10 protein-coding genes are annotated in these 13,794 nt (G+C 40.1%); 2 read left to right on the top strand and 8 right to left on the bottom strand.

All coding sequences use genetic code 11. The features are described from left to right. Positions 1–25 precede the first annotated feature (25 nt). From B9T33_RS15930 to B9T33_RS15940, 3 genes are all read right to left on the bottom strand, one after another. Positions 26–1,033, bottom strand: a complete 1,008-nt coding sequence (locus B9T33_RS15930) for a putative solute-binding protein (RefSeq protein WP_086179869.1) — start codon at positions 1,031–1,033, stop codon at positions 26–28. A gap of 212 nt (positions 1,034–1,245) precedes the next feature. Further along, the gene (locus B9T33_RS15935; RefSeq protein ID WP_086179870.1) at positions 1,246–2,256 is read right to left on the bottom strand and encodes a putative solute-binding protein; all 1,011 of its coding nucleotides are present in this window, start codon (positions 2,254–2,256) and stop codon (positions 1,246–1,248) included. A 256-nt stretch (positions 2,257–2,512) separates the two neighbouring features. Next, positions 2,513–3,517, bottom strand: coding sequence for a putative solute-binding protein (locus B9T33_RS15940; protein ID WP_086179871.1), 1,005 nt, complete (start codon positions 3,515–3,517; stop codon positions 2,513–2,515). Between the two features lie 196 nt (positions 3,518–3,713). On the opposite strand from B9T33_RS15940, the gene B9T33_RS15945 reads away from it, so the two are divergent. Then, positions 3,714–5,651 (top strand): ATP-binding cassette domain-containing protein, encoded by a 1,938-nt coding sequence (locus B9T33_RS15945; protein WP_086179872.1) that lies wholly within the window; start codon positions 3,714–3,716, stop codon positions 5,649–5,651. Between the two features lie 531 nt (positions 5,652–6,182). On the opposite strand, the gene B9T33_RS15950 is transcribed toward B9T33_RS15945, so the two are convergent. The 5 genes from B9T33_RS15950 to dnaA all read right to left on the bottom strand — a co-directional run bounded on the left by B9T33_RS15950 (position 6,183) and on the right by dnaA (position 12,990). Next, positions 6,183–6,554: a hypothetical protein gene (locus tag B9T33_RS15950; protein ID WP_171263659.1), complete on the bottom strand. Its 372-nt coding sequence runs from the start codon at positions 6,552–6,554 to the stop codon at positions 6,183–6,185. Between the two features lie 174 nt (positions 6,555–6,728). After that, the gene (gene gyrB, locus B9T33_RS15955) at positions 6,729–9,197 is read right to left on the bottom strand and encodes a DNA topoisomerase (ATP-hydrolyzing) subunit B (RefSeq protein WP_086179874.1); all 2,469 of its coding nucleotides are present in this window, start codon (positions 9,195–9,197) and stop codon (positions 6,729–6,731) included. Positions 9,198–9,240: 43 nt separating this feature from the next. Beyond that, complete coding sequence (gene recF / locus B9T33_RS15960; RefSeq protein ID WP_086179875.1) at positions 9,241–10,323, bottom strand: DNA replication/repair protein RecF; 1,083 nt, start codon at positions 10,321–10,323, stop codon at positions 9,241–9,243. Positions 10,324–10,347: 24 nt separating this feature from the next. Next, positions 10,348–11,496: a DNA polymerase III subunit beta gene (gene dnaN, locus B9T33_RS15965; protein ID WP_086179876.1), complete on the bottom strand. Its 1,149-nt coding sequence runs from the start codon at positions 11,494–11,496 to the stop codon at positions 10,348–10,350. 108 nt (positions 11,497–11,604) lie between these two features. Then, a complete protein-coding gene (dnaA, locus tag B9T33_RS15970) occupies positions 11,605–12,990 on the bottom strand; it encodes a chromosomal replication initiator protein DnaA (protein ID WP_086179877.1) in 1,386 nt (461 codons plus the stop codon). Positions 12,991–13,652: 662 nt separating this feature from the next. Here dnaA and rpmH point away from each other — a divergent pair. Next, positions 13,653–13,787, top strand: a complete 135-nt coding sequence (rpmH, locus tag B9T33_RS15975) for a 50S ribosomal protein L34 (RefSeq protein ID WP_000831329.1) — start codon at positions 13,653–13,655, stop codon at positions 13,785–13,787. Positions 13,788–13,794: the final 7 nt, after the last annotated feature.

Genomic DNA, 13,794 nt, shown 5'->3' on the forward strand with positions numbered 1-13,794 from the left:
TTTTTCTCAAGATTTAATTTAGACCTTATTTATAGTTCTCATCTTGAAGTGCGCATTCAAAGTTTTTCGGGTCTTGCTTACAACGGAATTGCCACAATAACTTCATCATACGTTTTTCATATACGCCACGTTTGGTTAAGTCGATACGCGCTTCTCGCATCATTTTTTGATAGCCAGCTTTATCTGCGTTTGGTACATCCATCCAATATTTTGACGGAATCTCCGACTTCATTTTCCCTAAAATAGTGAATGCACGTGGCAATTGAGTTTTTACCCAATCACGTGATTTTTGGCCATAACCTGCAGGAAATTTATCTGGGCGAATAATAATATTTCCAGTGACTTGTAAAATTGGATAATTCACAATCGCGCCTTTCGTGCCTAAACCTTTATGTAGCTCAAGTGGCTTAAATACCGCTGCTGGCGCACCAATAATATCGACTTGACCATTGTTGAACTTTGCACCAAAGTTAGTCACATCTGCACTCACCGCTTGTGCACCTACCTGCTGAACCATGATTTTCTGTGCTTCATCATAATCTAAGACTGCAATTTTCTTACCCGCCGCTTTGGCTACCGTGTTAATACTACGGTCATTTACCAAGAGATAAGCATCACCAACAGGAATGACACCGGCAACTTCATATTTGCCATTAACCATACTTTTCGCAAAAGTTGGATTGGCTAAACCCTGCATAACTTTCACCGCAAGATTTAAGTCTGGAATTGCACCTATGGCATCGAGTGAACCTGTAAAGCTGTTAAATTGGCGACCGCGCATGCCTGTAACACTGATCCCATCACATTTTCCTGCTTTAAAATCTTCTGCAATGACGGCTTCATTTTGACCAACCCTTAATTCAATATCTGCGCCCCAGTTTTTCGCTGCCAATTGATAGTCTTTCATCAAGCTAAAAACATCACCATTTTTACCAACCAAATCAAAAACACAGACCACTTGTTTTGCCTGAGTTAGTCCAGATATTGTCATGAGCACCGCACTCGCAGCCAATGCTTTTGTCCATTGTTTCATACTGACTTTCCTTGTGTTTTCACTATTTTTATTCTGAGTGAAATATATTTTTTTAATTTAACTCAATTGCTTAGCTTCATATTTTAATTTTAGCCAGCGACCATTTCCATTTAAGATTACCTGATTCTTTAACAGACTCAATGGCATAAATGCCCCGCAAATTTGCCAAAAAAAGCCTGGATCAATCCAGGCTTTTTTCTTTAGATTTCAGTTTATTCGCCGCCAAGTGAACATTCAAAATTGGCTTTATCGACAGAACAACGTGCTTTTTTCAATACTGACATCATACCTGCATCGTAAATACCACGTTTCGTCATATCCATACGACCTTCACGTAACAATTTTTGATACTTGGTTTTTTCTTCTGCTGTAAGGTTGAGTTTGTATTTCGCAGGGATCCCACCTTCTAGACGGTTAATCATTGCCATACTCTTCGGTAAGTTTTTCACAAACCAATCACGAGATTTTTGACCAAAACCTGCTGGGAACTGATCCGGGCGAATAATAAAATCCGCAGTGACTTGAAGCACTGGGAAATTAAACATCGCACCATTGGTGCCTAAACCTTTATAAATTTCTAATGGTTTGTATGCATAAGCAGGCGCACCCACCATATCCACCTGACCATTATTAAATTTCGCCACGAAGTTTGAAACATCAGAGATCACAGCTTGTGCACCAACACGTTGTACCATGATCTTTTGTGCGTCGTCATAACCTAAAACGGCAAACTTTTTACCGGCAGCTTTTTCAATTGAGTCAATTTTCTTATCACGAACAAAAATGAATGCTGAACCTAATGGAGCAATACCTGCCACTTCATATTTTTTGCCACCTAGGTTGCTGACCATTTTCGCTGCATTACGTTGATCTAAAGCAAAAGTAATGGCACGTTGCGCAATTGCGTTGCTTGGTGCGCCGCCAAGTGCATCAATAGAACCTGCAAATTTGTTGTATTGACGTGCACGCATTGCAGTCATAAATACGCCATCACATTTGCCAGCTTTGAAATCGTTATCAGCAACTGCTTCGTCTTGACGTGGAATTAAATTAATTTCTGCGCCCCAGCCTTTTGCAGCCAGTGCCCATTCTTGTGCCATTTGGTAAGACTCACCAGACTTACCTAACAAGTCAAATACACAGATGTCCACAGCTGCTGCTTGAGCGGAACTCGCAAAGCCAACTGCAGCAAATGTCGCCAACGATAGGAGTGTTTTTTTCATTGTATTGTCCTTTCAACTCTTTTTATGGTTCATGTGTCCATACACGAACCCGATATTAAGCAAGTTATTTGAAAAAAAATAGAGCATTTACTCCATTTATTTCTGTCAGTTTGGCCTATTTTGCTAATTTGTGATGTTAATCACAGTAAAAAATAAATCACTATTGTTTTAATAATCAAATTATTAGCATTAAATCAAAGCTTTATTTGCAATCTCCAAATTCACTTAAGATTTACAAACTTATAAAACAAATTTATTACTCACCTGCAACAGAACATTCAAAGTTAGTGCGTTCAATGGTACAGCGGGCTTTTTTCAACACGGTCATCATTGTCGCGTCATAAATACCTTGTCGCGTTAGATCCATACGACCTTCACGTAATATTTTCTGATATTTGACTTGATCATCTTTACTGAGGTTCATTTTATATTTGGCTGGAATTTCAGCTTCCATTCGTTTCACCATTGCAAAACTTTTCGGTAGCTGTTGAATAAACCATTGCCGAGATTGTTCAGAAAATTGATTCGGGAATTTATCAGCACGAATAATCAAATCGGCTGTGACATTTACCACTGGAAAATTCACCATCGCCCCTGTGCTACCTAGACCTTTATAAATTTCTAGAGGTTTAAAGGCATAGGCAGGTGCCGCAACAATATCGACTTCACCCTGATTAAATTTTCGAATAAAGTTAGAAATTTCAGACATGACAGGCACTGCACCCACACGATTTACCATGACTTTTTGTGCGTAGTCATAATGCAGTATTGCAAATTTTTTGCCTTCAGCTTTTTCTAAGGTATTAATATTACGGTCACGGACAAAAATATAGGCAGACCCAATTTGACCGATCCCCGCCACTTCATAACTTTCTTTACCCACGCTGGTAATCAGTCTTTTGTTATTGCGTTTATCTAAGACATAACTAATGGCTTTTTGTGCAATCGCGTTATTAGGGACGCCGCCAATGGCATCAATCGACCCTGCAAATTTGTTATAAGCCCTTGCGCGCATTGAAGTCATATAAAATGCGTCACAGACTCCTTCTTTAAAATCTTTATCGACCTTGGATTCGTCCTGATAAGCCAACAGTTGAACTTGAGCACCCCAAGTTTTACTGGCCAATGACCACTCCTCCATTAATTTATAAGATTCCCCCGCTTTACCGAGTAAGTCAAAGACACACACCTTTTGATTGGCATAGCTTGTCGTACTCAACATTGCACCCAAAGCAGATAAAATTAAAATTCCTTTTTTCATTCCCTATATTCCTAAAATGTTTTATTTATCCTTTTAAAACAAAAGCTTGAAATATTTTTAATGTTATAAAGCTTATTCAATATACATAAATGCGTGCAATGTGTCACATTTTTTCGGATGGTTGCGCTGCTTTGTTTTTTCTTTTGCAAAGGCATCCATTAGAATAGCCGCATATTCATCTTACTTAGATAGTTCCATGATTCAGTTAGACCAACTCTCCATTCGCCGTGGTGGCCGTGTTTTATTTCAAAAAGCATCTATGCAGTTGCATCCAGGGTGGAAAATCGGCCTCACTGGGGTCAATGGTGCAGGTAAATCAACCTTATTTTCTGCCTTACTCGGAGGCATGGAATCCGATGGTGGATCACTGACTCGTCCTGCGGTCTGGACTGTGGCACACATGGCGCAAGAAATTAAAGCACTGGATATGAAAGCCATCGATTTTGTGCTGTCTGGTGATGAAGAATATTGGGACATTCAACATAAGCTTGAACATCCAGAAAATTTAGACAATAACGAGTTGGCACATTTATATGGTCGATTTGATGAAATTCATGGCTATACCGCACCATCTAAAGCAGCACAGCTTATGGCGGGTCTGGGCTTTTTTGAACACCAATCGCAACTGAATGTCTCAAGTTTTTCTGGTGGTTGGCGTATGCGTTTAAACTTGGCGCGTACCCTGATGAGTCGTTCAGACTTGTTACTGCTTGATGAACCGACTAACCACTTAGATTTAGATGCTATTTTATGGTTAGAAGATTGGCTCAAAGCCTATGAAGGGACTTTAATTCTAATTTCACATGACCGTGATTTCTTAGATGCAATTACCGACCATATTCTACATATTGAAAATCAAGAACTAACGCTATACACAGGTAATTATTCGACCTTTGAGCGTACCCGTTCAGAGCGTTTAGCACAGCAACAACAGGCTTATGAAAAGCAACTGGAAACCCGTGCACATTTACAAAAATTTATTGACCGTTTTAAAGCCAAAGCCACCAAAGCCAAACAGGCACAGAGCCGGATCAAACAATTAGAACGTATGCAGGAATTATCTGCCGCGCATGTCGATACACCATTTACTTTCAGTTTCCGTGAACCAACCAAAATGAGTTCGCCGCTGTTACAAATGGAACATGCAGATATTGGTTATGGCGACAAACTGATCGTGACCAATGTAAACCTGCAAATTACCCCAACCAGCCGAATTGGTTTACTCGGGATGAACGGTGCAGGTAAATCAACTCTGATCAAATCTTTAGTCAGTGATTTAGCTTTATTACAAGGTACACGTAAAGCCTCTGAATTATTAAATATCGGCTATTTTGCCCAGCACCAAATGGACGCCTTGGACGGTAGTGCCAGCCCAATGCTGCAATTATCTCGAATTGCTGACAAAAAAATCAGTGAAGCGTCTTTACGTTCATTCTTAGGTAGCTTTGGTTTTAGTGGCGAACGAATGGACACCCCAAGTGAAGGCTTTTCAGGTGGTGAACGGGCACGTCTCGCATTAGCTTTGATTGTTTGGCAACGTCCAAATGTGTTGATTCTCGATGAACCGACCAACCATTTAGACTTAGACATGCGTCATGCCCTGACCATGGCACTACAAGATTTTGAAGGTGCGGTGGTACTTGTATCACATGAACGTCAATTGATTGCTAGCGTCTGCGATGAACTTCTATTAGTTCATAATGGAAAATGCCGTGAATTTGATGGTGACTTGGTGGCTTATGCCGACTGGTTACGTCAAGCCCGCCTCGATTTGATGAAAAATGGTCAGCAAGCACCTGAACCGATCAAATCACAAGTTGAAGTCAAACCGACGATTTCAAAATTAGATAAAGAAGCACAGCGTAAAGAAGCTGCACGTCAACGTGAGCTCACCCGCCCGATTCGTAAGAATATTGAAAAAAATGAAGCGCAAATTTCCAAAATTCAACCCAGGTTGAATGAAATCGAAACATTACTTGGCGATACTACCCTGTACGAAGCCAATCGTAAGGATGACTTGCTGAAGTTGATGAATGAACAAACCGAACTTAAAGGAAAACTTGAAGCAATTGAAGAGCAAATGCTTGAATTAATGATGGAATTAGAGGAAATGGAAAGCAGTTTTGAATGCTAAATCATTTCGAAATAAAGGCTAAATTCCACTATTAAGAAAAATTAACCAATATCTCAAAAACCAATCACCGTGTGAAATTAATGTTCCACGGTGATTTTTTAATTCTGCTAAATAAATGTAATTTACTATCATCATTAAATGATGAATCTAGCAATTAATGTATGAAGGGTTTTCATACACCATAATTTAGAAAAAAATATAAAATTCACTGACTGCAACTAATTCAATAGAAATCCCAAAATCAAGATCTATAACTTTAAATTCAAAAAAACAGAATGAAACACCAGTAAAGTTTTAAATTTAAATTAAACATTTAAATTCATTTCCAACTTTTAAATTCAAAACAAATGCCATCATAATTGTGGATAAGTTTATTCAAAAAATGATATCCACAATTATAATTAACTTTGATTTTATTCGCTATTATATGTGAACATTCACAACACTTATCCACATTTAAAAATTTATAATCATTTGCATGATGTATTTTAATGATTTTCCATGTTTATTATTTTAGGAGTTCATCCTGCTTTAATGCACAACATCTTGGCCTTTTTTGGCTTTTAAAAAGCGTAATTCTTGGATTTTCCAGCCCTGATTAAAGTGCCACATTTCTTGAATTTTCTGTTTGCTTTGCGCCAAACCAATCAAGATTGTGCATTCTGTTTGATCACGATTAAATGCATATTCTTCAAAAGCAACATCAGGTTTTTGCGGTTTCCATACACCATTATTCACTGCATGAGCGATCCGTTCATAGCGAATATAATTGCTTTCTACACGACCATCTTGCTCATAAACCACCCTAAAGTGTTCATCTTCATACTCTGCCAACACAGCATAGTTTCCAGTAAAAAATGCATTTACCCAGATGTCACGAATGTGTTCTAGTTGATTGTCCATGATAGATAGACTCCTTATTTTGTTAGATTTAGCATCAGGTTAAAGCCATGCTAACATCTCAATAAGTCAGTTTTATAAAACACAAATTGATGGTTTATTACTCAATTTAAACCACAATAGCATAAAAAAAAGCACTCCGAAGAGTGCTTTTCTAGATGATTCTGTAATCAGAAATTAAGCATCAATGTCTGCATTTAAGGCATTTTCTTCAATGAACGCACGGCGTGGCTCCACATCATCACCCATTAAACAAGAGAACATACGGTCCGCTTCAATGGCATCCTGCACTGTCACTTGCAGCATATTACGATTTTCAGGATCCATGGTTGTCTCCCAAAGCTGTTCAGCATTCATCTCACCCAAACCTTTGTAGCGCTGAATCATCATGCCACGGCGTGAGTCTTGTAAGATGTTTTGCCATACTTGGTGGAAGCTATTCACTACAATTTTGCGTTCGCCTTTTTGTAGGTAAGCGCCATCTTCAAGCAACGTAAACCAGCTCTTCGAGTTTTTCAATAATCGTGCATATTCACCAGAACCCAATAGACCAGAATCTAAAAGATAATGATGCGGCAAGTTATGTACATAGATGGTAATACGTGGGAAATAGGTCGCTGACTTATTGCCTTCCGCATCTTCATACTCAAAAGCTTCCAAGCTCAATTCTGGACGTAAACTTGGCTGTGTTTGCTCAATATTGGCACGCAATTGCTCGCCCCAATTTTGCACATAGTCTTGGTCTTTCGCTTGGTCTAATTTAAAGCCTTCTAGCGCTAACAAGCCATCCAAAACACTTGCCGGATAACGTACTGTTAAACGGTGCAAGCTCTTTTGTGAGGTTTGATAATCAGCAATCACACCGGCTAATGCTTCACCACGAATCGCTGGCGCCTCTGCACTGATATGCAATTCGAGTTCATCAATCGCATTTGAAATAAGGTAGGTTTCAAGTGCATCATTATCTTTGATGTACTGTTCCTGCTTACCTCTTTTCAGTTTGTAAAGCGGTGGTTGCGCAATATAGATATGGCCACGTTCCACAAGTTCAGGCATTTGACGGAAGAAGAAGGTCAACAGAAGCGTACGAATGTGCGAACCGTCGACGTCAGCATCGGTCATGATGATGATTTTGTGATAACGCAGTTTGTCTGGGTTATATTCTTCACGACCAATACCGCAGCCCAAAGCAGTAATTAATGTACCCACTTCAGCTGATGAAATCATCTTGTCAAAACGTGCACGTTCCACGTTGAGGATTTTACCTTTCAACGGCAGAATTGCCTGCATCTTACGGTTACGGCCCTGTTTCGCAGAACCACCCGCAGAGTCACCTTCGACTAAGTAAAGTTCAGACAATGCTGGATCTTTCTCTTGGCAATCTGCCAATTTACCTGGAAGACCTGCAATATCTAAGGCACTCTTACGGCGTGTCATTTCACGGGCTTTACGTGCTGCATCACGCGCACGTGCTGCATCAATAATTTTGCCTGCAATGGATTTTGCCGCTTGAGGATTCTCTAAAAGATATTCAGAGAATGACTTGTTCATGGCCTGCTCAACCGCAGTTTTCACTTCACTTGACACCAATTTTTCTTTGGTTTGTGAAGAGAATTTTGGATCAGGCACTTTCACAGACACAATCGCAGTCAAACCTTCACGCGCATCATCACCAGAAACTGCCACTTTCTCTTTTTTGAGTAAGTTTTCGCTTTCCATATAGCTGTTTAAGCCACGGGTCAATGCCGCACGGAAGCCCGCTAAATGCGTACCACCATCTTTTTGCGGAATGTTGTTGGTAAAGCAGCGTACATTTTCTTGGTAGGTATCATTCCACTGCAGCGCGACTTCAACTCCAATCCCATTGTCCGCTTGAGTGGTGAAATGGAAGATATCGTTGAGATGCGTTTTACCTTGGTTAATATATTTAACAAACTCAGACAAACCACCTTCGTAATCATACACATGCTCAAGGTTTACACGTTCATCACGTAAAACAATGCGTACACCCGCGTTTAGGAAAGATAATTCACGTAAACGACGTGCCAAAATATCGACATTGAAAATGGTTTGGCTAAAAGTTTCTGCGCTTGGATAGAAACGTACCGTAGTACCCGATGTATCTGTCACACCTGTTTCACGTAATTTATAAACAGGGTCACCATGGTGATATTCCTGCTCATAGGTCTTACCGGCACGTCGAATATTTAACAATAGTTTTTCAGATAAAGCGTTCACAACAGAAACACCTACACCGTGTAAACCACCTGAAACTTTATAGCTATTATCGTCAAATTTACCACCAGCATGCAGAATGGTTAAAATCACTTCTGCTGCTGAAACCCCTTCCTCAGGGTGAATATCTGTTGGGATACCACGACCGTTATCCGATACGCTTACGGACTCATCTTCATGAATAGTGACATGAATTTCATCACAGTGACCCGCCAAAGCCTCATCAATTGAGTTATCGACAACTTCAAACACCATGTGGTGTAGGCCTGTACCATCGTCAGTATCACCAATATACATGCCCGGACGCTTACGTACAGCGTCTAGACCACGTAATACTTTGATGCTAGAGGAATCATAAGCTTTTTCTATGGTTTGTTCTGTTTGAGAAGCAGCTTGATCTTCTGAACTCATGGTTTCTCCCTAGTGAAAAATAGGTCTATCCAAAGGTGGTATTTCATTGCACAACAGCCTGCACCGTACCATTTTCAACTTTGAATAATTGATAAGAAATAGATAAATCATGTAAGTGTTTTTGCACTGAATCATGGTCTAAAGTGGTAATAAAAACTTGACTACCAAGATGGCTTAAACGCTCAATTAAACGCTGTTGTGCGGTTAAATCTAATTCTGCTGTCAGATCATCCAATAATACCACAGTTTCCTTATTACAGGCATGTAGCATTGCAATCTGTGACAGTTTTAAAGCCATGATCAATAACTTTTTTTGCCCCCGTGACAGCACCACATCAGCATCCCCCATTGGGGTCTTTAAACGCAAGTCTGCACGGTGTGGACCGTACTCAGTAAAGCCACGTTCGCAGTCTTTAAAGTGTTGATTGGTTAGGTCATTCAGTAGTCCAGTTTCAGCATGAAAACCTGCACTGTATTCAAGACTGATCTTTATATCGGGCAATAAAGCCTGTAAATCTTGCTGAAAATATCGGGTCCATTGTTCCACAACATTACTGCGCTGCGCATGCAAAATTTCACCATAGTCACTGAGCATAATGTTCCACGGTTCAAGCTCTGATAAAGACAAATGACGGCGTGATTTCAGTAAACTATTTCGTTGTTTTAATGCCCGTGCATAGTATTGCCAAGCATGATAGAACTCGGGTTCCACGTGGAACATCAACCAGTCTAAAAGTTGACGTCTTGGCTTGGCGCCGTGATCAATAATATCGGTACTTTGTGGATCGATCAGTTGTAAGGGAAGGATTTTTGCCAACTGCCCTTGTGTCCCCACCAAGTCGCCATTCACTTTAATCACTTGCTCACCCGACTGCATTTTTTGCATGCCAATGCGATCTGTTGCGGACTGCGCAAAGACAACAGCGTCAGGGCTATTATTTTGAATATAATTTTTAGGGATATGGGTACGAAAGGACCGACCTGTTGCCAGCAAATGCACAGCCTCTAAAACCGAGGTTTTACCTGAACCATTTTGCCCATAAAAGACATTAAACGGCTGCAACCCTGAGAGTGCAACCGTCTTTAAATTTCGAACACGTTCTACATGTAAACGCGTAATATGCATAATAAATCCAGATGTCAGTCTGAATTAAACACGCATAGGCATCACAACATAGGTTTGGTCTTGTTGCTGTGGATCTTGTACCAATACCGACTGATTCGCTTCCGTCATGGTCATCGTAACATCATCACCGTCCAATACATTGAGTACTTCCAGTAAGTACTGTGCGTTAAATGACATTTCCATCGGTGCATCTGCATATTGAATCGCTAAGTCTTCAATAGCTTCATCTTGCTCAGGGTTGTTGGCACGTAGTTGTAAAGTGTCCGCATCAAATTTTAAGAATACGCCACGCAATTTTTCATTACTTAAAATCGCCACACGTTGCAGTGACTGTTTAAATACATCATGTGCAATACGTACGTTTTTATCGCCACCACGTGGAATTACACGGCGGTAATCTGGGAACTTGCCATCAATCAATTTTGTGGTGAAACGTACGGTAATACCGCCCTGCTCTTTATCACGGCTGGCAATGGTAATCGTTACATTTAATAATTCACGACCAATCAACAACGATAATTGCTCGTCTTCAACACTCAATAGACGCTGCAACTCACCCACGGCTTTACGTGGAACAATAGCTTGCATTGCTTGTGTCGCATTCGAACTTGCCGCTGTTTCACACATCGCCAAACGGTGACCATCGGTCGTTACTGCACGCAATTGATTTTCATCAATTTCAAGTAAAGTACCGGTCAAATAAAAACGAACATCTTGAACCGCCATGGCAAAAGAAGTTTTTTCAAAAAGACGTTTTAACTCGCGTTGTGTCACGCCGACCTGTGTACCTTGGGTATTTTCAGTGGTCAATAATGGATAATCTTCAGCAGGAAGCGTACCCAGTACAAAACGGCTATTGCCTGATTTTAAAATACAGCGCTGGTCTTCAGTAATCTGTAAATCAATCAAAGCTGCTGAAGGCAAAGATTTACAGATATCCATTAATTTACGTGCAGGAACAGTCGTCACACCTGCTTGTAAACACGCACCTTCCATCAGTGGTGTGCTAGCAACCAATTCAACTTCAAGATCAGAACCTGTAATGGTTAAGGCTTGTTCAGTTACCTGCACTTTGACATTGGATAAAATATTTAAGGTATGGCGACGTTCAACCGCTCCTACGACATGTGATAGAACATTCAGTAAGCTTTCTTTCGCGATTTTTAAACGCACAATACATTCCTCTAACAACTGAAGACAGACAAGATAAATTAATTTTTTAGCAGTGTACTATGCGGCAGAATATACCGCATTGCAAGAACAGAATTTGAACGAAAAGACTTAACTTTGCAGCAGACGCTGTAAGTTTTTATAGTCCTCATTAAAGATTGGATCTTCCTCACGCAGGCTCTGCACTTTTTCACAGGCATGCATGACGGTACTGTGATCACGGTTACCAAAGGCCATCCCAATTTCAGGGAAACTATCACCTGTAAGTTCACGTGCTAAGCCCATTGCCAATTGACGTGGGCGGGCATAAATACGTGTACGTTTTGGTCCGACCAACTCTTTCAATGGAATACGGAAATATTCACTCACCACACGCTGAATGTTTTCGGTGCTGATGGTTCGTGCACGAATGGCTAGTACATCTTTTAAAGATTCACGAACCACATCTAAATCGATAGGAGAACCTTTAAAACGTGAGATTGCCACCACTTTGTTTAATGCACCTTCCAGCTCACGGACATTCGCCACGACTTGTTGCGCAATAAACAACGCACAATTTCGCGGCAGTTCCACGCCATTGCTTTCGGCTTTTTTCAATAAAATTTCAATACGGGTTTCAATGTCTGGCGGTTCTACACCTACCGACAAGCCCCAAGAGAAACGTGAAACCAAACGTGGATCAAGCTCAGTCAGTTCTTTTGGATAGCGATCAGACGTTAAGATAATTTGCTTTGATTCATCTAACAATGCGTTGAAGGTATAGAAAAACTCAACCAAGCTGGCTTCTTTACCTGCCAACAAATGAATATCGTCGACCAAAAGCAAATCGAGTGAGCGGCAATTTTTCTTAAATTCTTCAACCTTGCCTTGCTGTAGCGAACTCACAAAGTCTTGTACAAAACTTTCTGCGGTCATATACATAACGCGTGCATTCGGTTTCGCTTGTAATAAAGCATTTCCGACAGCTTGCATTAAATGGGTTTTACCCAGACCCGTTGGTCCATACAAGAACAAGGGGTTATGTTGAGATGCTCCAGGCTGCGTCAACACTTTACGACAGGTTTCCGCCGCCATTTGGTTGGAACGACCTTCAACAAATAGGGAAAAGGTAAATAAGGGATTCAGTTGCTTTTTACGGCTATTTTTAGCCGTGCCCTCTTCTTTTTCTTTTTTAGGACGAGAAGGTGCTATGGGTTGCGGACTTGGTTCTAATGCAGCCGTTGTGGTTGCGGGTTGTTCTGCAGCCGATAAAATTGCACCAGGCCGTGAATCCACTAAAATTTCAACTTTGCGAACACGACCTTCAGAGAGCTGCTCTGCTAAAATTGAAATCAGCTCTAAATGATGTTCTTGAATATAGCGTGTCCAATACGGGTTAGGTGCATAAAGGCGCAGACTATCACCGGCGTCTTCTGCAACCAGTGGGCGAATCCACATTGTATAGACATTTCCTGATAGCTCTTGTCGCAAGCGAGTTAAGCAGTCTGTCCAAAGCATGTGAAACCCCTATTTCAGTCCATTGTACAATTAAAAAATCAATCTGGCCCCGCTAAGCGGGCAGCCATTCTAACCATCTTATCCACATCTGTCATGATTAATTCGGCGAAAATCGCTCAAAAAAGCACAAATCAGTTTTAAATTTAAATTTAAATCAGGTGTGGATAAGTTTATCCGCATACTGTGGATAAAATATCTTACAAAGTTATCCACAAACTGTCAAAAATATAAAAACATAGTTATTAACAACATAAGTTTATGTTTAAAAAAAATAAAAATGCGTTTTCCACAGAAAATATCAACACTAATAGTAATAAATTTAAATTTTAAAATTTGAATTTATTTATAGGGGTGTCAGATTTTGGGGATAACTCAACTAAAGTTTTAAATTCAAATTTAAATTCATAAAAATAAAAACCAAACAATCACATTGTGGATAAGTTTGTGAGTAAACTTGCTGATAACTTAAATCTATAATACATACAATTATTTAACTTGTGAGTATTTATTTTTTTAAATTTTAAGTTCTGTTTTCTATTGGCTTTTGCCTTGACATAACACAGCAGAGATTTTGAAAGAAAGAGCATTTTTCATTGACAGCTCAAGCAATGAGCACTAAAATCGCGAACCTTTACTGAAAGATCATTAATTGGAGTTTCGATATGAAACGTACTTTCCAACCTTCTGAGTTGAAACGTAAACGCGTTCATGGTTTCCGTGCTCGTATGGCTACTAAAGCTGGCCGTCAAGTATTGGCGCGTCGTCGTGCAAAAGGTCGTCACAGCTTAACTGTTTAATTTCAGT

The sequence above is a fragment of the Acinetobacter sp. ANC 5054 genome (genome assembly GCF_002135295.1).
Taxonomy (GTDB): Bacteria; Pseudomonadota; Gammaproteobacteria; order Pseudomonadales; family Moraxellaceae; genus Acinetobacter.

Bases quoted from the DNA above. Each gene is read 5' to 3' on its own strand.
- B9T33_RS15930 (WP_086179869.1), bottom strand. From the start codon at position 1,033: ATGAAACAATGGACAAAAGCATTGGCTGCGAGTGCGGTGCTCATGACA.
- B9T33_RS15935 (WP_086179870.1), bottom strand. From the start codon at position 2,256: ATGAAAAAAACACTCCTATCGTTGGCGACATTTGCTGCAGTTGGCTTT.
- B9T33_RS15940 (WP_086179871.1), bottom strand. From the start codon at position 3,517: ATGAAAAAAGGAATTTTAATTTTATCTGCTTTGGGTGCAATGTTGAGT.
- B9T33_RS15945 (WP_086179872.1), top strand. From the start codon at position 3,714: ATGATTCAGTTAGACCAACTCTCCATTCGCCGTGGTGGCCGTGTTTTA.
- B9T33_RS15950 (WP_171263659.1), bottom strand. From the start codon at position 6,554: ATGGACAATCAACTAGAACACATTCGTGACATCTGGGTAAATGCATTT.
- gyrB (WP_086179874.1), bottom strand. From the start codon at position 9,197: ATGAGTTCAGAAGATCAAGCTGCTTCTCAAACAGAACAAACCATAGAA.
- recF (WP_086179875.1), bottom strand. From the start codon at position 10,323: ATGCATATTACGCGTTTACATGTAGAACGTGTTCGAAATTTAAAGACG.
- dnaA (WP_086179877.1), bottom strand. From the start codon at position 12,990: ATGCTTTGGACAGACTGCTTAACTCGCTTGCGACAAGAGCTATCAGGA.
- rpmH (WP_000831329.1), top strand. From the start codon at position 13,653: ATGAAACGTACTTTCCAACCTTCTGAGTTGAAACGTAAACGCGTTCAT.